The organism is Mycobacterium spongiae (assembly GCF_018278905.1).
Classification (GTDB): domain Bacteria; phylum Actinomycetota; class Actinomycetes; order Mycobacteriales; family Mycobacteriaceae; genus Mycobacterium; species Mycobacterium spongiae.
Genome location: NZ_CP046600.1, coordinates 2,215,002 through 2,235,378, shown reverse-complemented (window position 1 = coordinate 2,235,378; position 20,377 = coordinate 2,215,002). Strand labels below are relative to the sequence as shown.

Genomic DNA, 20,377 nt, shown 5'->3' with positions numbered 1-20,377 from the left:
CTTCGAGGGCGACAGGTTGACAGTGTCAACACATCATTCCTACGATTGGTTGACGCTGTCAACCGGTTAACCTCGAAGTAACCAGGAGCAGGTATGCGACGACATGTCTCCGCGGGAACGCAAGCGGCTGAGCGAGACGGTAACGGCGCCCCGATCGCGGCGTCCTCGTTCGGGCGCCGATATGGCCCATGGGCGGTGGTGACCGGGGCCTCGGACGGAATCGGACGTGAGTTCGCGATCCAGTTGGCGGCCCGGGGCCTGAACCTCGTTCTGGTAGCTCGACGCGGTCCGGTGCTCGAGAAGTTGGCCCAGGAGCTCGCCGACAAGCACGGTATCGCCTGCCGAGTCATCCCTACGGACCTCGCAGACGCGAGTGCGGTCGAAGGGCTGGTGCAGGCCACCGCCGATCTCGATGTGGGAATCGTGGTGGCTGCCGCGGGGTTCGGTCGGTCCGGGCCACTGATCGATGCGCCGCTATCCGACGAGATCGAGATGCTCGCAGTGAATTGCACCGCCGTGCTGGCGGTGGCGTGGCACTACGGGCGCCGCATGGCCGCGCGCGGCAGCGGCGGTCTGGTCTTGCTGAGTTCGTTGTTGGGCTTCGCGGGAGTACCCCGGGCGGCGAATTACGCTGCGACCAAGGCCTATGTCCAGAGCCTCGCCGAGGGCCTACACCGAGAGCTAGCACCGCTCGGCGTTGACGTGATCAGCTCGGCGCCCGGGCCGGTGCGTAGCGGGTTCGGTGGCCGCGCTGACATGCAACTGTCGGCCACCACGACACCTGAGGCGGTTGCTCGCGCAACCTTGCGTGCGTTGGGACGCCGGACGACCGTGCGGCCGGGTGCGCTGTCAAAACTGCTCGGTGTGCCTCTTGCGCTACTGCCGCGTCCGGCACGGGTGTTGGCCTTGTCACGCGTAATGAAGACCCTGACCGCCCACCAGCCGGTGGGGCCGACGGCCGCTGGCCGTTGAAGCCGGGTGGCTCGCTACCCTTGGTCGTGACCGTCGGCCAGTCGGAACCCCCAGCAAGGGCGGCCTACATCGCCGCAGCTCAGCAAGTGATCGCCGAGCGGGGCCTGGAAAACCTCAGCCTGCGCGAGGTGGCGCGCAAACTCGGCGTCTCCCATCAAGCGCCATACAAGCACTATCCCAGCCGTGATCACTTACTCGCCGAGGTGATGCGGCGGTGTTTCCAAGGGTTCGCCGCCCACCTGGACGACAGAGAACATTTCGACTCTCCCGAAGATGACTTGGCCTCACTGGGGCGGCAATACCTCAGCTACGCCCGGCAGCACCCGTTGGAATACCGACTGATGTTCTCCACGCCGTGGCCAGAAACCGCGGAAGACCCCGACCTGGTGCGCGATGCTGTCCATGCCTTCGACATCCTGCGCCAAGTCATGCGTCGCATTCACGGCCCGGAGCCGTCGCAACCAGATCAGATCGATCTTGACGCGCTGTTCATCTGGTCGTCCATGCACGGCTTGGCCGGAGCGATCAATGGTGATGCGATTAACAAGCTGGACTTACGATCCGAGCTGCTCGATCAAGCGACCGCCCACGTCATGCGCAAGGTTGGGATCGCCGTCCGCGGTTGACGAGAACGGGCAGCAGTGGGCTCTCCCGCCGACCGCCAATTGGTCCCCCCGGCCGGAAGACAAGATCGCCGGCCTTCGGTTGGTGCCGAAGGCCGAGTCCGGCGAGTTCGTGTGCGGGCGCCCCGGCGTGTTCTTCGACGAGTACGAAACACCCGCGAGATGCCATCGGCGCAGGTCGGTGAGGGTCCGGGGAGGGTGCGCTGACTTGTGACGTCGTCGTGACGTCACCATTTGGACACAGCGCGGTGCGGCGCCGCTCATGTTGCACGTCGGCTACCGACAATCGGGCCGGTCGTTGAAAAAGATCTCGGTACGGCTATGCGGTTCTGCTGGACCAACGGATTGCGGAAATGTCTGAGCGCGAATAGAGGAGAGTTGACGCTGATGGCGATCGTCGATCGGTTCAACATCAAGGTAGTTGCCAGCGCTGGGTTGTGCGGAGCCGCTATAGCGTTGAGCCCGGATGCGGCCGCGGACCCGCTGATTACGGGTGGCTACGCGTGCATCGAAGGGATGTCAGGCGAGGCGCCGGCAGCCGCCGGCGGGCCAGCAGCCATTGGCGACCCAGCAGCCACCGGCGGGCCTGTGGCCGGTGGCGGGCCGGCCGGCGCGGACGTGTGCAGTGCCGCAATCACTGACATGGCTGGCGTTCCGTTTGTTGTGCCTGGACCGCTGCCAGGGGGCGCTCCGGTGCCAGTTGGCGCACCGGTACCGGTGCCGGCGGGCGCACCGGTCCCCGTCCCCGCGGGCGCACCGGTCCCCGTCCCCGCGGGCGCACCGGTCCCCGTCCCCGCTGGCGCACCCGTGCCCATTCCCGCTGGCGCACCGGTGCCCATCCCCGCCGGCGCACCCCTGCCGATCCCCGCCGGCGCACCCCTGCCGATCCCCGCCGGCGCACCGGTGCCCATCCCCGCCGGCGCACCGGTGCCCATCCCCGCCGGCGCACCGGTGCCCATCCCCGCGGGCGCACCCGTGCCCATCCCCGCGGGCGCACCCGTCCCCGTCCCGGCAGGCGCACCTGTCCCCGTGGTGGCGGCGGCACCGGCACCAGTCGTGCCCCTGGGCACTCCGCTGATTGCCCTTGCGCCGGTCCCGGCGGGTGCTCCCGCCGGAGGCGTGGCCAGTGCTCCGATGATCGGCATGTCTGGGGCCAAGGATGCGCCGACTGATCCGGCGCCAGCTGGCGGGCCCGTGCCCGGCCAGCCGGTTCCGCCCGGTCCGTCGGATGCGCCTGCAGCTGGCCACTGAGGCCGACCCCCGACCAGCCCCTCTTCCGGCGCCTGTTCTGTGAGGTTGAGCGAAACTTCGGGGCGTCGCCTGCCGGTTCCGTCCCTGTCGGGTAGGTGCTGCGCGCGGGAAGGGAAGCCCGCTCACAGCGCCGACGCCGCACCGGGCTAAGCGATAAAGCGTCCGAGCGACGAACTACGTCGGTGATTGACCCTGTCTCGAAGGTGCGCCCAGCGGAAATACCGGCACCTCACGCCGCTCGGCGGCATGGGGTACGCGCAATCGTCGATGCGTCAACAACGTCAACAACGGCGAACACAACAGTGAAACGGCGGCCGCGGCACGAACATCTCGACACGCGCGCGCACCCCCCAGATCATCAGCGCATCGTCTGAGCACGAAACCGCGTCGGGACGCGAGAAATCGTCGCTGCCGCTATTCCAGCACAATCACCGGGTCGCCCACATTGACCGCGTTGTAGTACCACTCCGCGTCCTCGGGGCTTAGGCTGATGCAGCCGTGGCTGACATTCTGCAGTCCCAGTGATGGAATGGCCCATGGCGCCGAATGCACGAAGAGGCCCCGGCGGGTGATCCGGAGGGCATAATCCACCGGAAGCAGGTAGCCATCGGGATCGTCGACGGGGATGCCGACACTGCTCGAATCCATGAGCACGGAGCGTTCCTTGGACAGCACTGTGTAGGTGCCGACAGGCGTCGGGAACTCTGGCCTGCCCATGGAGGCCGGCATCACCCCCTCTTCGCCGAAGTGCGGTCGGTGGTGCGGCGCCGGTAATGGGGGCGTGGGGCCGGCCTCGACCCCGTCAATGCTCACGGTGAACGTGTGCTCCGAAATGCTGGCAACACCCACGACGGCGGGACCTGTTGCGAAGTTCGTGGACACTCCGCCCACCGAGAGCGCTACATCGCTGTGTGCCGGCCAGAATCGGTCGGGGACCCATTGCGCGACATCGTTGTCGAGCCATTCGAACTTGCCGGTCATCGCGGGTGCCGATGTGATGTCAATGGCACGCTCAGCGGCCTCACGGTCGGCGGAGTTGGTGATGGGCGCAGCGAACGTCACCATCACGGGGTGGGCCACGCCCACCACCTCGCCCCCCGTCGGCGCTACCGAGGCGATGGCGAATCTATAGGCGTGGTTCACTGCCGCCAGGTCTACTACGGCTGGCTCCGCAACCACGCTCGCGGCGATACCAAGGATGGCGATAACACACCGAACAATCGCACGCATGACTTCGATTCCTCTATTGATTGATAGCACTGCGATAGTGATGGTAAGGGTGCTCGCAGCGGTGGAAGTGCAGGCGCGCGTTGGTAATTCGATCAAGCCTCTGTCACATTTTGGCTACAGCGAATTAACCCACGCACCCGAGACCGACGACGGGTCAATGCGCGCGTCGCGTGCGCAGCCAGCGCAGCGCTGATTGGGCGGCGTAATACCCGCACAATCCGTGGACCCCGGCGCCGGGTGGCGCGGATTGCGAACACAAGTAGACGCCCGGCACCCCAATCGCATAGGGATCGACGGCCACCCGCGGGCGGAAGATGACCTGGAGGCGGTCGTTCGCGCCGCCAATGATGTCTCCGCCAACAAAGTTTCGGTTGTAGTCATGCAGTTCGGTGGTGGACGTGCTGACCGTTGCGGTGATGCGGTCCCGGAACCCAGGCGCGAACCGCTCGATCTGGTTGACGACTGCGTCGGTCGCGTCACCGGTGTAGCCGAATGGCACGTGTGCATAGGCCCAGATCGGGTTGACGTTGCTCGCCGATCGCGTTGGGTCGGCCACGTACTGCTGACCGACGAGCACGAAAGGGCGTTGCACCATCGTCCCCTGCGCGCGTTGGCGTTCGGTGTCGGCGATCTCGGCGAACGTCCCGCCGAGGTGAACGGTGCCCGCGCGACCGCAGTCGGGGTTCGTCCAGGGAATATCGCCCTCGATGGCGAAGTCGACCTTGAACGCCGACGATCCTTGCCGGTAACGACGGTAAGACCGCTTGATCCGGCCCGGAATGACGTCGCCGTAGATCCCCAGGACCCCTGCTGGACTGAGGTCGAGCATGACGATGTCGGCGTCGGGAATGTCCTCGCGACGCGTGACTGTCACACCGGTCGTGATACGGCCGCCGTGGGCGCGCAGAGCCGCCGCCAGGGCCTGCGTAATCGCCCCGGATCCGCCCTGGGCCACGGGCCAACCGTAGCGGTGGCCACTGGCCAGGATCATCAACCCGAGCGATGCCGTCAGGGGGCGGTCGAGCCGCGTGTAGATGTGTGCGGCGGCGCCACCGAACAGCGCCCGCGCCTCCTCGGTCCGGAACCACCGCGCCATTGCGGTGGCCGGCAACACCGCGCGTGGACCGAAACGAGCGAGGCGGATTGGGTGACGCGGGATGTTAAGAACCGGGCGCAGCAAATCCTGGGCCAAGTCATCGAATTCAGCCGCAAGGTCACCGACCGCGCCACGCCACCGGCCGGCATCGAGTCCCAGTCCGACCGCAGTGGCCTCGATCGATTGATAGAGCAACCCAGCGGTGCCATCGTCGAGGGGGTGCGCGCAGTCGATTTCGGGCCACTGCCACGTCAGCCCATATCGGTGGAGGGCGAGCTCCTTCCAGAATGGCGAGCCGACACCCAACGGATGAAACGCCGAGCAATGGTCGTGGATGACCCCGGGCACCGTCAGTTCACTGGAACGCGCTCCGCCACCGATGGTGTCGCTAGCCTCGAGCACACGAACGTCGACACCGTGGCGGGCCAGCTTGATCGCAGCTGCCAGGCCATTGGGTCCGGCACCGACGACCACCCCGGTCGTCATCGGGTGGTGCGTTGAGTCGTGACGTGGACGGGGAATTCATCACCGAGCTCCGGCCATGGCTGACGAGACAACATATCCTCGACGGTCACGTAGCCCGCCTCCACCAATCCGGTCTTGGCGTCGACGATGCGATACCACTGCCGTTGCGTGTGGATCGGTTGGCCTTCGAGGATGATGACTCGGACGTCACCCTCCTCAAAGTTGCAGCGCCGCTGCACCGCCGCCACCAACTGCTCGTTGTGCAAGTGCCCCTCGCCGAAGTTCCATCCGATGAGGGGTCCGGCCACGATCTCGCCCTCACGAACGCGATAGTCGGCCTCGTCGGCCTCACTTCCCAACGCGCGCGGCAAGAGTCCGTTGAGCGCCCTGCCGTGAGTGTGCATAGCCCGAAACGCGGCCGTCTTGTCGGCCATGATTTCTGCCGTCTGCGCGTCGTAGAACTTGGCAAGTTGATTGACAACGAGCGCCGAGCTTTTCACAACGTTGGCTTCGATCTTGGCCTCCGCACCACCGCGGGCATCCGCGCGAAAGCACCACACACTGGTGGCCCAGTTGCCAGCGTAGTAGCGCATGGCGGGCAAGAACGAAATCTTGTCCGGGAAAAGGTTTCCCGCAATCACAACGGCAACCGCGACCATCACGATAGCCAGCAGCAGCGGTGACCGGAGATCGGTGGCACGGATCGAGCCGTAGTGCCCGAACAAGTAGAACAGCGAAAAAATGAAGAAAACGTTCCACTCCAACGGAACGCCCATCGGCAGGTTCGACAGGATGTTGAGGTGGAAGATCACCATGAACCCGATGAGGAACCACCGCCACGGTTGGTCACCGGCGACGAGAACTAGAATTGCCGGCACCAGGAACTCGGCGGTAGTCCCACCAACATGTGCCATGAGTTTCGGCAACCACGAAGGTCGCAGGTCGTTGACCGGATCCAGGTAGAGCATGTGCTTGACGCGGTTGAACAATCTGCCCCGCAGCAGCGCATTGTTGCTGGTCATCACCGACACCACGTACGGGAAATGGTGGTTGAGTTTGGAGGTCGCCGCCCCCCACCACAAGGCGAGCATGATGATCTTGAACGCCGCGACCTGATCGACAAAGGGGAAGAAGAACACGAAGAGTTTCAACCAGTAGTGTTCGCCACGCGCAGCCAAGAATATGGTCTTGTCGCGCAACCCCAAGAGCCCCAGCGCGACGATCGGCGGCACTACCAGTACAGGGTCGATCACACCGACATCGCCGGCGGCGGTGACCGGCCCGCCCTGCCCGGGTGCCAACAGCGCCCACACCCCGCCGCCCAACACGACGGCATACAAGACGACGTCGGCGATGGTGCGGGTATCGCCGCGGGTCAGCGGAACCTTGTCCGGCCAGGCCGGAAGTCGGATGGTGTTGGGGCGCAACCAATAGAGGAACCCCCCGATGGGCGGCCAGAACCGCCCCGTGAGGGGCCCGGATCCACAACCGAGGCCCAGTACCTCGAACAGCAGCGTGAAGATGATGACCTTCTGGTAGACAATCGGTTGCGTCCACCAGTCGGCGATGCGGCCCAGCCCGCCCAGCCCAGGGGTCAGCGAGATGATCGCCGCGGGCGCGGCGATGTACACCGCGATCTTGAGCAGGTAGAGCAGATACACCGCGTACGGAGTTCCAAAGCCGTGTTCCACCCAGTGCCGAGTCACGATTTTCAGTCGCGCCGCGCGCGGCTGGGTCAGCCACGCGTCCCGATCGACGTCCGGGAGTACCGGTGTCATGAATCCCACGGCGGCCTCATTCCCGTTGACGACGGCATGAAATCAATTGGCGGATAGGGTAATTGGCGGGTCGAGCAAGGGGGAGATGGTGGCGGACACGGCAACGGCGCAGCCAGAACACCCATCGCACCACCCTCCAGCCCGCCGCACATCAGACGCGATCACACGCCACATAGGATAACCGCCAACTAAATCGGAAACGGGTTCGTACCGCCCAGTATGCCCACGAGCCCTACTGCGGAAATTCCAAAGCCAGACACGAGCAACATCGTGTTGGTAGCGGGGATGAGTTGCAGGTTCTGACTGAATCCGCGAAGGTCACCGGCAGCCAAGTCCGTCGTCGCATTGACCAGGTAGTGAGTATCGGTGGCGACAAAGACGCCCGGTCCTTCAACAATAATCGGCAACACTATCCGGCCAGTATTGATGGCACTAATAACCCGGTCGGAAGCGCCGTGGCTCGTCGCGGCCGCCGCAAGCTCGCCGCCCTGCTGGTAAATGGTTGACGTGATGACGGGATTGATTTGGTCGTTGATGACGGTATCTACCACATCGTTCAGTCCATTGAGCGGGCCGTCGATGAGGCCACCGATCTGCGGTGGAACATAGATCGTATCGGGCAGGATCGGCGGCAAGCTCGGTAGCGCCAGCGAGCCGATCGGCCCCTCCGGCACGATCGGCAGGTTCGGTGGCTTCGGCAGCGGCCCCAGCCCGTAGTGAGCTAGCGCGTTATCGATTCCCAGCCCGGTCCCATAAGCAAGGTCGCCCGCGACAGTGAACGGATTGATGTGGGTCGGGAACAGCCCGGCCGGTGTGGGTACATCAGCGTATCCGCCGCGGTCATAGCCCAACTCGATGATCACCCGCAAATTGGGCTCGACCAGATCCAGCACCGGCTCGGGCACGACCCCGCGAAAAGGCTCCAGCAGCGGCAAATTCTCGTTGGGAATCAGAATATAGGTGGTATTGACGGCGGACGGAGACGTCGGCAAAACGACGCCGGAGGCAACCTGCTCGGGCGTGAGGTCAGGATAGAGCGAGTGCGAATAGAAAATACCCAGCAGCGCATTGAGGTCGGCGACGATATTGAGCGGATATTGCGGGAAGTCGGCATAGCCGTCGTACTGAGTCGTATACACCGTGGTCGGATACTCAGTGACCGGAGTCGCGCCGCTGAATGTTAGACCCATCGACTGCAGGAACAGACCGGGAAACCGCGCGAGAATGCCGCCATTGGGGTTGACGGGGTTACCGAGCAGGACGAATGCTAGCTCGTCTGGGCTCGGCCGCAGGCCGACCGGCAAGGTTTGGAGGAGATTCATTTCGAAACTGGCCACCGTCGCGCTCTGGGAGAAGCCCAATATGACGGCGTTGTTGCCAGCGGCGTATTGCTGCATGATCGCGGTGTGCAGCTCGATGACCCCCTGGGCCACGGACTGGTCAAAGGTCAGGCTGGGGATTCCGGTAAATGGCTGAAACTCTGCGGGCGTGTACAGGCCGGATCGCGTGTAGCCCGGGTAGTCGGGGGCAATGAACAGGTCATAGACCTGGCGCACGTACCTCGCACCCGGGTTCGGGGTCCCGGTTGAGCCCATGATCAGGGCGTTGTTCTGAGTAGCCGCGATCACCGAGTCCATCATCGTGGCGACACGAGTAGCCGCGCTGCCCTCAGCGACGACGGCCTGCCCGGCCCCACTCACGAGCGCCTGGATCGGCGGGTTCACCGCAGTGAGCACATCGCGTTGTACGTTGCCCAGGAGCAACGCGGCGGCGGCCTCGGCACTGGCATACGACCCCGCCCCCGCGTTGAGCGCCTGCGCAAACCGCTCGGAAAAAGCCGCTGCCTGCGCACTGATGGCCTGATATTCCAAGGCATGCGCGCCGAACAGCGCGGCGATGGCCGCGGACACTTCGTCGGCGGCGGCGGCCGCGACGCGCGTGGTCGCGGCCGCGGCCGCCGCATTGGCCGCGGTCACCGCCGAGCCAACGCCCTCCAGATCGGAGGCCGCCGCCGCCAACAACTCCGGCGCCGCCACCACGAACGACATCTCGCCCCTCCGGCCACTCCGCCGACCCGGCTACTGTCTGCGGCCGGCACCCTTTGGTCGGGGTGGATGCTATCCCGATCTAACCGGGGCGTGGACCGTTTACGAGGCTTTTCTCACCAAAACCGCCCCTGCAGCCGGTTGCCGGTGATCCGAACCTGCTCAGTAACCCCAGGAGGTCCGCCAGCAGGGGCGGATTCGGTCATCGATGCGGCGTGCGTTGTTACCCGCGCTGCCGGCACCAGAAACCGGCACCAGAAACCGGCGCCAAGAAGCGCCGGCGTGGCGACCCTACCTGCGATCGCTACCATCGAGGGACGCGACGCGGGCAATGGAGCCTCGAGCTAGCCACAAGGGAGCACAGTGAGCGATACCGACAACCCAGAGGTTGACGACGACGACATCGGCAAATTCGACCCGGGCTTGACCCAGCGTCTGGTCGGTTTGATGCGCCCGATCCTCAAGACCTACCACCGGTCTGAAGTGCGTGGTCTGGACGCTTTCCCACCGGGCGGAGCACTGGTTGTCGCCAATCACTCCGGCGGCATGTTCCCAATGGACGTCCCGGTGTTCAGCGTCGACTTCTACGAGACGTTCGGCTACGACCGACCGGTCTACACCCTGAGCCACGACATCCTCTTTAAGGGCCTCAGTGGGGACTTCTTCCGGCGCACCGGCTACATCCGTGCCAACCGGGAGAACGCGGCCACGGCATTGCGGTCCGGCGGTGTGGTGGTCGTCTTTCCCGGCGGCGACTACGACGCATACCGGCCAACGTTCTCGGAGAACGTCATCGACTTCAACGGCCGCAAGGGCTACGTCAGCACGGCGATCGACGCCGGCGTACCCATCGTGCCCGCGGTGTCCATCGGCGGGCAGGAAAGTCAGCTCTATCTGTCCCGCGGCATGTGGCTGGCCCGGCGGCTCCAGCTGAAGCGGCTGCTGCGCAGCGAGATCCTGCCGATATCGTTCGGCTTTCCGTTCGGGTTGAGCGCCACGATCCCGCCCAACCTGCCGCTGCCCGCCAAGATCGTGACGCAAGTCCTCCAACCCGTCGACATTGCCGAGCAATTCGGCGAGGACCCCGACGTCGACGAGGTCGACGAACACGTGCGGTCGGTCATGCAGCAGGGCCTCGACCAGCTCGCCGCCGAACGCCGCTTCCCAATTCTGGGCTGAACAATGCCATCTCGCATCAGCCAGATCCTGGGTCTAGTGACCACGCTGCGGCGCGCCGGGATGATCGCACCCATGCGGCCTGACCGGTACGTGAAAATCGCAGCCGCCATGCGCCACGAAGGCATGGGTATCACATCCGGCTTTGCCGGAGCGGCGCAACGCTGCCCGGAGCGGCCCGGCCTGATCGACGAACTGGGCACGTTGACGTGGCGACAGCTCGATGAACGTGGCGACGCGTTGGCCGCGGCGCTACAGACCCGCCACACCGGTTCGCCGACTGGGCAGCCGCGCGTCATCGGAATCATGTGCCGTAACCATCGCGGTTTCGTCGATGCGCTGATTGCGGCCAATCGGATTGGCGCCGACGTCTTGCTGCTCAACACCGCATTTGCCGGGCCGGCACTAGCGGACGTGGTGACCCGAGAAGGCGTCGACACCGTCATCTACGACGAAGAATTCACGAGCACGGTGGATCGAGCATTCGCTGACCAGCCGGAAACCACCCGCATCGTGGCGTGGGGCGAAGACCGCGGCGACCTGACCGTGGAGAGCCTCATCGCCGCGCACGCCGGGCAGCAGCCCGAACGCACCGGCCGCAAGGGCAAGATGATCCTGCTCACCTCAGGAACTACAGGAACCCCCAAGGGCGCCAAGCATTCTGGCGGTGGGGGTGGAATCAGCACACTCAAGGGCATCCTCGATCGCACGCCGTGGCGGGCTGAGGAGCCCATCGTGATCGTCGCACCGATGTTCCATGCCTGGGGTTTTTCCCAACTCGTGCTGGCCTCCTCGCTGGCCTGTACGGTCGTCACCCGCCGCAAGTTCGACCCGGAGGCCACTTTGGACCTCATCGACCGCCATAGGGCGACGGGCCTGGCGGTGGTGCCGGTCATGTTCGACCGGATCATGGAGTTGCCGGACGACGTTCGCAACCACTACAGCGGCCGATCGTTGCGGTTCGCCGCCGCATCCGGTTCACGCATGCGACCCGACGTCGTCATCGCGTTCATGGATCAGTTCGGCGACGTCATCTATAACAACTACAACGCCACCGAAGCCGGCATGATCGCCACCGCGACGCCGACCGACCTGCGCGCCGCCCCCGACACCGCGGGCCGTCCTGCCGTAGGAACCGAGATCAGGATCCTCGACCAGGATTTCAACGAGGTTCCCAAGGGTGAGGTCGGGACGATCTATGTCCGCAATGATTCCCAATTCGACGGCTACACGTCGGGTAGCACCAAGGATTTCCACGCAGGGTTCATGTCATCGGGCGATGTCGGGTACCTCGACAACAACGGCCGGCTGTTCGTCGTCGGCCGCGATGACGAGATGATCGTCTCCGGGGGCGAGAATGTCTATCCGATCGAAGTGGAGAAGACGCTGGCGGCCCACCCGGCGGTGGCCGAGGCCGCGGTCATCGGCGTGGACGACGAGCAATACGGCCAGCGACTAGCGGCTTTTGTTGTGCTCGAGCCCAGCGCCGAGCCCGACGCGAAGGCGACGCCGGAGGCCCTCAAGCAACATATCCGCGAGAACCTGGCCAACTACAAAGTGCCACGCGAACTAGCGGTCCTCGACGAGCTTCCGCGCGGCAGCACCGGCAAGATCCTGCGTTCCGAATTGCAGGCAAGGGTCACCGGCTCATGAGACTTCGGCGGCCGCAGCTACTGCGACGCCCACGGCCCCTGACGCGTGGGGCAGTCGAATTCATCAATGCCGCCAACGGATTGCGCCCGATAACTCGTCACCCCTTTGCCTCGTTCCTGGTGTTCTGGTTCGGGTGGCCGACATCCGAGGTGCCGGGTTTGTACCTGACCGCTTCGGCGCTCGACGCCTTGCGCCGCGGGCGCCGTGGCGACTTCGCAGGCCGGAAGGGAACGGCGGCATTGGCCCTGACAGCCGCGGCGTGGGCCATTCTCGCAGTGATTCGCTACCGCGGCGTCACCACTCCAGGTCCGGTGCTTGAAGCCGGGCTGCGCGAACAACTCGGACCCGACTACGCCGAGGAACTCCCCGCCGCACCTAGGACGGCCACCCGTGCCACGCGCGGGGGCCAACGCCAGCTGCCGTTACGCACCACCGTGGCGCGCCGTCGCTATGTCGAGAAGACACACATTGTGGCCTACGGGCCGCACCGGCGCGCCAACTTGGCCGATATCTGGCGGCGCCGAGACTTGCCACGCGACGGAAAGGCGCCAGTGCTGGTGCAGGTGCCCGGTGGTGCGTGGGTACTCGGGTGGCGGCGTCCGCAGGCCTATCCCCTCATGAATCACCTGGTTTCGCGCGGCTGGGTGTGTGTGTCCTTGAACTATCGCGTTTCCCCGCTGCACGCCTGGCCGGCGCACATCGTTGATGTCAAACGCGCGCTGGCGTGGGTCAAGGCGAACATCGCGGCCTACGGTGGGGACCCGAACTTCGTCGCGATCAGCGGTGGGTCAGCCGGCGGCCACCTGTCCGCGCTGGCGGCTCTGACCCCCGACGACCCCAAGTTCCAGCCCGGCTTCGAAGAAGCCGACACCTCGGTGATGGCCGCGGTGCCCATATACGGGCGCTATGACTGGTTCTCCACCGAGGCCAAAGGCCGAGCCGAGTTCGTCGGGCTACTCGAAAAGCTGGTGGTCAAGCAGAAATTCAGCACACACCGGGACGTCTTTCTCGATGCGTCGCCGATCCAGCGCGTGCGGGCCGATGCGCCGCCGTTCTTCGTGCTGCACGGACACGATGATTCCCTTATCCCGGTGGTCGAGGCGCGCGAATTCGTCGGCGAACTGCGGGCGGTGTCCAAAGCCCCGGTCGCCTACGCGGAGCTGCCCAACGCTCAGCATGCTTTCGACATCTTCGGCTCGCCGCGGGCACACCAGACCGCTGAGGCCGTTGCCCGGTTTCTGTCCTGGGTGTACGCAACAAACCGAGGCTGATCTCCGGGCCTCTGGAGTCGGAGCCAGACTCTAAAGCCTTGTCTGGGAGCGTATTTCGGATTTTACATCGGTCTCGTTGGCGCTGCGCTTCAGCCGCTCAACACAGGTCGGCGGCGCGTTCCAAGTCGGCCAACGCCGGCTCGACGGCGTCGGCCATCTCGTCGATGTCGTGCGCCACCTCGGGGGTAGTCACGAAACCGAAGTCCAACTGGTTCTCGTAGGAGAAGCAGGTGATGTTCAGCGCGACGTCCATGACCGGTGGCCCAAGTGGCACCAGCGAATCCAGTTTGGCACCGGCCATGTACAGCGGGAACTGCGGACCCGGGACGTTGGACACCACGACGTTGATCGGCGCCAGGTTTTGTGACAGCCCAGTGGCCGTGTATGCGCGGGCCGCCAGCTGAAGCAGCCCCGGCGGTGTGGTTTCGGTGAGGCCCATGATCTGATGCGCCGACAGCGCCTTGGCCATCTCCTTGGCGCTTTGGGTGCTCTCGTGGATAGCCGCGAGTCGCTCGCCGGGGTCGTCGATATGGGTTTCGAGCGAAGCGGTCATCGAGCTGACCTGATTCCCGACATCGGCCATCGTTTGATCCGTGCGGGTTGAGACAGGAATCTGAGCGATCAACGGCTTGGCCGGCAACTCGTCGCGCTTCTGCAGATATTCGCGGGCCGCTCCGGCCACCAGGGCAAGCACCACGTCGTTGAGCTTCACACCGAACGCGTCCTTGACCGCCTTGACGCGAGCGAGCTCGACCCGGCAGCCGGTAACCCGGCGGTGCGGCGACACGGCCGCGTTGAACCGGGTTTTGGGCGCATCGAAGTACCGCGGCGGTTTGGCTCGAATACCGAACACCGCGATCTGCTGACGTACCGTCTGCTCCATCAGCCGGGCAATGCGAAACGGCGTCATGATTCCGACGTTGACGAGCGCGCCGATCGCGCGCCGCTCCAATCCCGGGATCTGGAATCCGACGAACCCAACGGTTTCCTTTTGCGCAGGGCGCGGTTCCGGCGCCAGGTCCAACAGGATTTCGCCCAACCCCGCGCCAGAAACCCCGTCGACGATGGCATGGTGCATCTTGGTCAACGTCGCGATGCGGCCGCCCTCGACACCCTCGATGACCCACAATTCCCATAGCGGCCGCGACCGGTCCAGCTTGTAGGACATCAACCGGCCGACGAGCTCCTCGAGCTCCCGCCGGCCCCCGGGAGCGGGAACGCCGATGCGCCGAATATGAAAGTCGACGTCAAGGTCCTGGTCCTCGACGAACCACGGCCGGTCCAGCCCAAGCGGAGCACCAGTCACACGCCACCGCAACTGCGGGATCTCGGGCAGCCGCTCGATGAGCAGTTCCCGCAGTAGCGCAAAACTGTAGTCGGGCGCGTCAGTCGGATCGCAGATGGCGAGCGCACCCACATGCATATGCCAGCCGGCGGTTTCCGCCGACCAAAATGCCGCATCAACACTCGAAAGCCGCTTCATTCTACGACCGTAGCCCTCGCCCACATGCCACGGCCAGCTTCTCTGGCAATCTCACAACGATTTGGCTTGTACGGTGGTTATCGACTGCCCGCCGGCTAGGCATCCTCGAGGAGGTCGGGAGTCACCGCCGATTCCGTATCGGGGATGCCGTCCACCTTCGCTTTGCGATCGGCCATCGACAACAACCGCCGAATACGGCCGGCAACAGCATCTTTCGTCATCGGAGGGTCAGCGAGACGGCCGAGCTCCTCCAGTGAGGCCTGACGGTGCTCAACGCGAAGCTTGCCCGCCGAAGCCAGATGATCGGGCACCGTGTCGCCGAGTATCTCGAGCGCCCGCTCCACCCGGGCGGCCGCGGCGACCGCAGCCCGCGCCGAGCGACGCAAATTTGCGTCGTCGAAATTGGCGAGCCGGTTGGCCGTCGCCCGCACCTCGCGGCGCATCCGGCGCTCCTCCCAAACCAGCCGGGTTTCCTGGGCACCCATCCGGGTCAGCAGGGCGCCGATCGCCTCGCCATCGCGCACGACAACGCGGTCGGCGCCACGGACCTCGCGGGCCTTCGCGCTGATCCCCAGCCGCCGTGCCGCGCCCACCAGCGCAAGTGCCGCCTCTGGGCCGGGACAGCTGACCTCCAAGGCCGACGAACGCCCCGGCTCGGTCAATGACCCGTGCGCCAAGAAAGCCCCTCGCCACGCGGCTTCCGAGTCGCCGATACTGCCGCCCACAACCTGGGCCGGCAACCCCCGCACCGGACGTCCGCGCAGGTCGAGGAGCCCGGTTTGGCGCGCCAGGGCCTCGCCATCGTTGGCGACCCGCAGCACATACCGGGTGTTCTTGCGAATCCCGCTGCCCGACAACACATGCACAACCGCGCTGTAGCCGTAGAGGTCGAAGATGTCCTTGCGCAACCTGCGCGCGGTGTTACCCAGGTCAAGCTCGGCTTCGACCACGACGCGGCCAGCCACGATGTGCAGACCACCGGCGAACCGCAGCAGGGAAGTGACCTCGGCGCGCCGGGCACTGACGGACTTCACAACAATGCGGCTCAGCTCGTCTTTGACTTCGGTTGTCATCGCCACGTGTCGTCACCCCTCGGTCCGTAACCACCCGGTCCATGCACGCCAGTCTGCTGACGTCCATCGTCGACCGGAATCTCCTCGGTACTCGCCACCGGAGACGGTGCCGGCCCCCCGCCGCGCACCCGCACTCCATCGAGGACCGCCGCCAACTTGCCCGGGTCATGTAAAGGTGTACCAGGTCGGGCGACATCCGCGAAGTGCACCTCGGCCTCAAACAAGGTCGCCGTGCGACGCAGTTGATCCCGCTCTCGTTCACTGGGCACTCGTTCGGCGTCGATGATGACGTCGTGCACAGTGAATCCTGGCGCGTGCTGGGCCAGCACGTGCAGATGACGCTCCACCGAGAAACCGGCCGTCTCCCCCGGTTCCGCCACCAAGTTCAGCACCAGCGCCCGCCTGGCCGTGGTGGCCCGTAGAGCCGCAGCCAGCCCCGGCACCAGCAGGTGCGGGATGACACTGGTGAACCACGATCCAGGTCCCAGAACGACGAGGTCGGCGGCCATGATCGCGTCGACGGCCTGTCGAGTCGCCGGCGGATCGGTGGGCAACAAGCGCACCCGCCGCACCTTTCCCGGCGTCGTCGCGATCGCCACCTGACCGCGGATCAGCCGAAACATCCGGGGATCGGCTTCGAGGCCGGACACGTCGGCCTCGATCTGCAGCGCGATGGGACACATCGGCAACACTCTGCCCTTGACCCCGAGGATGCGACCGAGCTCGTCCAGCGCGGCGACCGGGTCGGCGAGCACCTCATTGAGGCCGGCGAGCATCAGGTTGCCAATCGGATGACCGGACAACGCGCCGCTGCCGCCGAAGCGATGCTGCAGGATGGTCGCCCACAATCGTCCATGTGGGCTGTCGGATGCCAACGCCGCCAAGGCCATTCGCAGATCCCCCGGCGGGACGACATCCAGGTCGTTGCGGAGCCGGCCGGACGAGCCACCGTCATCGGCGACGGTCACCACCGCGGTGGCGGACGGAGTCAGCCGGCGAGCCGCCGACAGGGTCGCGTACAAGCCGTGACCACCGCCAAGCGCAACGATGCTTCCGCTTGTCGCTGGGCCCATCGGCGAACTCATTCGCGACCCAGATCCCGATGCAACACCCGCACCGACAGTTGCGGGTCGAGCTGCAACAGTTCCATGAGCGCCTCGGCGATCGCCACGCTGCGATGCTTACCACCGGTACAGCCAACGGCGATCGTCATATACCGCTTCCCCTCCCGGCGGTAGCCACCGACAATCAGCGACAGCAACCTATGGTAGGTCTCGAGAAATTCAGCCGCACCGGGCTGGCTCAGCACATACTCCCGCACCGGGTGATGCTGGCCGGTGAGCGGCCGCAACTCATCCACCCAATGCGGATTCGGCAGGAATCGCACGTCCATGACCATGTCGGCGTCCATCGGCAGGCCGTACTTGAAACCGAACGACTCCACGGTGACGCTCGTGGTCGCGCCGCCGTTGCCGCCGAATGCGCGCTCGATACTTTCCCTTAAGCCCCGTACCGATAGTTTTGACGTGTCGATGATCAAGTCCGCGGTGGCGCGAACTGGAGCCAGCATCCTACGTTCGGCAACGATGCCCTCAGCCAGGGTCTGCTCGCCCTGCAGCGGATGGCTGCGGCGATTCTGTTCATAGCGTCGCACCAGCATGTCATCGGACGCCTCCAGGAACACCACGCGCGGCGTAATGCTGCGCGTGGCCAGTTCGCTGCGCACGGAATCTAGGTCGCCGGTGAAACCACGCGACCGCACATCCATGACCACCGCCAGCTGGGTGATTCGTGATCCCGCCGCCAGCCCAAAGTCCACCATGCGGGTGATCAGCTGCGGGGGCAGGTTGTCGGCGACATACCAGCCAAGGTCCTCGAGCACCTTGGCCGCAGTGCCGCGGCCTGCCCCGGAGAGCCCGGTCACCAGGACGACGTCGATACCGGCGCAGGCATCGCTAGGCAGGCTGTCGGCAAGTTCCGCGTGGATCGGACCTGGACCGTTGTCGTCGGCCCCAATCGGACTGGTCATTCCGCAGCTCCGCGCCGATCGGGTCGCAGCGCCTCCACGACAGCGGTGGCGGTGGCCACGCCGATTCCCGGTACGGCGGTGATCTGCTCGACGGTGGCCTCCTTGAGTCGAGCTATCGATCCGAAGTGAGTGACCAGCGCCTTGCGGCGGTGCTCTCCCAATCCCGGCACGGAATCCAACGCCGATGCGGTCATTCGCCTGGATCGCTTGCTCCGATGGTAGGTGATGGCGAATCGATGCGCCTCGTCGCGCACCCTCTGCAGAAGATAGAGACCCTCACTGTTGCGCGGCAGAATGATCGGGTCGGGCTCGGACGCCACCCACACCTCCTCTAGCCGTTTGGCCAGACCAATGACCGCGACATCGGTGATACCCAGCTCGTCGAGCACTGCGCTGGCGGCGTTGACCTGAGGTGCGCCGCCATCCACCACGTACAAGTTAGGCGGGTAGGCGAACCGCCTTACCTTTTCTGATGATTTTCCCTCCGGGGACGGCATATTCGGCTGACTCTGCTCGTTCAGGTGTCGTAGGAACCGCCGCCGGGTCACCTCAGCGATAGACGCGACGTCATCGGATCGGCCGGCCCCGGCGGCCTCTCGGATACCGAAGTGGCGGTAGTCCGATTTGCGTGGCAACCCGTCCTCGAACACGACCAAGGACCCAACCACGTCGGTGCCTTGCACATGGCTGACATCGACGCACTCGATCCGCAGCGGCGCTTCGGCCAAACCCAAGGAGTCCTGAATATTCTGCAGCGCAGCAGATCTGGCATTGAAGTCCCCAGCACGCTTCAGCTTATGTTGCTGCAGCGCTTCTTTCGCGTTGCGCTGCACCGTTTCCGCCAGTGCCCGTTTATCGCCCCGGCGAGGTACCCGCAGCGCGACCCGTGCACCACGTAGCCCGGACAGCCAGCTGGCCAGTTCGTCCGCATTGGACGGCAGAGACGGCACCAGCACCTCACGGGGAACCGGATTGGCGGATTCGTCTGCGGCCGGCGCGGTGTGGAGGTCCAGCTCCGCTTGGTCACCGTAGAACTGGGTCAAGAACTGTTCGACCACCTGTTGTTCGTCGGAATCTCCTGGCTCTCCGGACTTTTCCACAATCCAGCCGCGTTGGCCGCGAACCCGCCCGCCACGCACGTGGAACACCTGCACGGCCGCTTCCAGCTCGTCATCAGCCACGGCCACCACATCGGCGTCGGTGCCGTCACCGAGCACCACTGTCTGCTTTTCCATGGCCCGCTTCACCGCGGACAGATCGTCGCGCAGTCGCGCGGCTTGTTCGAAGTCGAGCTGCTCGGCGGCGGCGGTCATCCGATGCTGCAGATCGCGGGCAAATCGGTCGGTCTTGCCGGAGAGGAAGTCACAGAAGTCTCCCACGATCCGGCGATGCTCCGCCGCGCTGACCCGGTTGACACACGGAGCCGCACACTTGTCGATGTAGCCCAGCAGGCAGGGACGGTCGATCTGCTTGTGCCGCTTGAATACTCCAGTCGAACAGGTGCGCGCTGGAAACACCCTGGTGAGCAGATCCAACGTCTCCCGGATTGCCCACGCGTGCGAGTAAGGCCCGAAATAGCGCACACCTTTACGCCGCGGACCGCGGTAGACCATCAATCGCGGAAACTCCTCGTTGAGCGTAACGGCCAGCACCGGATAGGACTTGTCGTCGCGGTAGCGAACGTTGAATCGCGGATCGAACTCTTTGATCCAGTTGTATTCCAGCTGCAGCGCCTCGACCTCGGTGTTGACCACCGTCCACTCGACCTTGGCCGCGGTCATCACCATCTGCCGGGTTCGCGGGTGCAGGTTCGCAAGATCGGCAAAGTATGACGTTAGCCGGCTGCGCAGACTCTTGGCCTTGCCGACGTAGATGACTCGCCCATGCTGATCCCGAAATTGGTAGACACCCGGCTCGACCGGGATAGACCCGGGAGCGGGCCGATAGGTTGCGGGATCTGCCACGTATCCAGGCTAGTAGTAGCTGAACGGACCGTTTCGCGTCGGTTCCCGGCGGTGCCCGCATGGCCGTGCCGGCACCTGGCGGTGCACCGGTCCGGGTGTGGTCCGCCCAGTGGCGGACTGTCGGTGTGCTCGTTCCTATGACGTTTCTATGACGAAGTTGCATTCAACACCCAGCTTGCTAAGGTAACAAATGAGACACGGAAGTATTTGACTAGACACGAAAGTAAATGGCTAGACACGCTAGTAAACGAGCAGACACATCGCGACT

General features: G+C 65.0%; 15 protein-coding genes. 6 read left to right on the top strand and 9 right to left on the bottom strand.

The features are described from left to right. Nucleotides 1-93 precede the first annotated feature (93 nt). From F6B93_RS09240 to F6B93_RS09230, 3 genes are all read left to right on the top strand, one after another. Entirely contained in the window at nucleotides 94-972 is an 879-nt protein-coding gene (locus F6B93_RS09240; RefSeq protein ID WP_211698827.1) for an SDR family NAD(P)-dependent oxidoreductase, read from the top strand. A 26-nt stretch (nucleotides 973-998) separates the two neighbouring features. Further along, nucleotides 999-1,598 (top strand): TetR/AcrR family transcriptional regulator, encoded by a 600-nt coding sequence (locus F6B93_RS09235; RefSeq protein ID WP_281426144.1) that lies wholly within the window; start codon nucleotides 999-1,001, stop codon nucleotides 1,596-1,598. Nucleotides 1,599-1,982: 384 nt separating this feature from the next. Beyond that, nucleotides 1,983-2,846 carry a beta-xylosidase gene (locus F6B93_RS09230; RefSeq protein WP_211698825.1) on the top strand — a complete coding sequence of 288 codons (864 nt, stop codon included), beginning with the start codon at nucleotides 1,983-1,985 and terminating at the stop codon, nucleotides 2,844-2,846. 414 nt (nucleotides 2,847-3,260) lie between these two features. Here F6B93_RS09230 and F6B93_RS09225 read toward each other — a convergent pair whose 3' ends face one another. From F6B93_RS09225 to F6B93_RS09210, 4 genes are all read right to left on the bottom strand, one after another. Continuing rightward, nucleotides 3,261-4,076 carry a L,D-transpeptidase gene (locus tag F6B93_RS09225; protein WP_211698824.1) on the bottom strand — a complete coding sequence of 272 codons (816 nt, stop codon included), beginning with the start codon at nucleotides 4,074-4,076 and terminating at the stop codon, nucleotides 3,261-3,263. A gap of 154 nt (nucleotides 4,077-4,230) precedes the next feature. After that, nucleotides 4,231-5,658 carry a phytoene desaturase family protein gene (locus F6B93_RS09220; protein ID WP_211698823.1) on the bottom strand — a complete coding sequence of 476 codons (1,428 nt, stop codon included), beginning with the start codon at nucleotides 5,656-5,658 and terminating at the stop codon, nucleotides 4,231-4,233. Beyond that, entirely contained in the window at nucleotides 5,655-7,424 is a 1,770-nt protein-coding gene (locus tag F6B93_RS09215) for a DUF3556 domain-containing protein (RefSeq protein ID WP_211698822.1), read from the bottom strand. Before F6B93_RS09215 ends, F6B93_RS09220 begins: the two co-directional genes overlap by 4 nt. 179 nt (nucleotides 7,425-7,603) lie before the next feature. Next, on the bottom strand, nucleotides 7,604-9,463 hold the full coding sequence (locus tag F6B93_RS09210; protein ID WP_211698821.1) for a PE family protein: 1,860 nt from the start codon (nucleotides 9,461-9,463) through the stop codon (nucleotides 7,604-7,606). A 360-nt stretch (nucleotides 9,464-9,823) separates the two neighbouring features. On the opposite strand from F6B93_RS09210, the gene F6B93_RS09205 reads away from it, so the two are divergent. From F6B93_RS09205 to F6B93_RS09195, 3 genes are read left to right on the top strand one after another with little or no spacing between them, the layout of a single operon-like run. Then, nucleotides 9,824-10,639: a 1-acyl-sn-glycerol-3-phosphate acyltransferase gene (locus F6B93_RS09205; RefSeq protein ID WP_211698820.1), complete on the top strand. Its 816-nt coding sequence runs from the start codon at nucleotides 9,824-9,826 to the stop codon at nucleotides 10,637-10,639. Between the two features lie 3 nt (nucleotides 10,640-10,642). Then, on the top strand, nucleotides 10,643-12,289 hold the full coding sequence (fadD12, locus tag F6B93_RS09200) for an acyl-CoA ligase FadD12 (protein ID WP_211698819.1): 1,647 nt from the start codon (nucleotides 10,643-10,645) through the stop codon (nucleotides 12,287-12,289). Continuing rightward, on the top strand, nucleotides 12,286-13,560 hold the full coding sequence (locus tag F6B93_RS09195; RefSeq protein ID WP_211698818.1) for an alpha/beta hydrolase: 1,275 nt from the start codon (nucleotides 12,286-12,288) through the stop codon (nucleotides 13,558-13,560). Before fadD12 ends, F6B93_RS09195 begins: the two co-directional genes overlap by 4 nt. Before the next feature lie 97 nt (nucleotides 13,561-13,657). Here the strand turns inward: F6B93_RS09195 and F6B93_RS09190 are convergent, their stop codons facing one another. From F6B93_RS09190 to uvrC, 5 genes are all read right to left on the bottom strand, one after another. Beyond that, entirely contained in the window at nucleotides 13,658-15,043 is a 1,386-nt protein-coding gene (locus F6B93_RS09190; RefSeq protein WP_211698817.1) for a WS/DGAT/MGAT family O-acyltransferase, read from the bottom strand. Between the two features lie 95 nt (nucleotides 15,044-15,138). Beyond that, nucleotides 15,139-16,116: a DNA-binding protein WhiA gene (gene whiA, locus F6B93_RS09185; RefSeq protein ID WP_211699371.1), complete on the bottom strand. Its 978-nt coding sequence runs from the start codon at nucleotides 16,114-16,116 to the stop codon at nucleotides 15,139-15,141. Next, on the bottom strand, nucleotides 16,113-17,189 hold the full coding sequence (yvcK, locus tag F6B93_RS09180; protein ID WP_425518516.1) for a uridine diphosphate-N-acetylglucosamine-binding protein YvcK: 1,077 nt from the start codon (nucleotides 17,187-17,189) through the stop codon (nucleotides 16,113-16,115). Before yvcK ends, whiA begins: the two co-directional genes overlap by 4 nt. An 8-nt stretch (nucleotides 17,190-17,197) precedes the next feature. Then, complete coding sequence (gene rapZ / locus F6B93_RS09175) at nucleotides 17,198-18,145, bottom strand: RNase adapter RapZ (RefSeq protein WP_246541047.1); 948 nt, start codon at nucleotides 18,143-18,145, stop codon at nucleotides 17,198-17,200. Then, nucleotides 18,142-20,109 (bottom strand): excinuclease ABC subunit UvrC, encoded by a 1,968-nt coding sequence (gene uvrC, locus F6B93_RS09170; protein ID WP_211698815.1) that lies wholly within the window; start codon nucleotides 20,107-20,109, stop codon nucleotides 18,142-18,144. Before uvrC ends, rapZ begins: the two co-directional genes overlap by 4 nt. Nucleotides 20,110-20,377 lie beyond the last annotated feature (268 nt).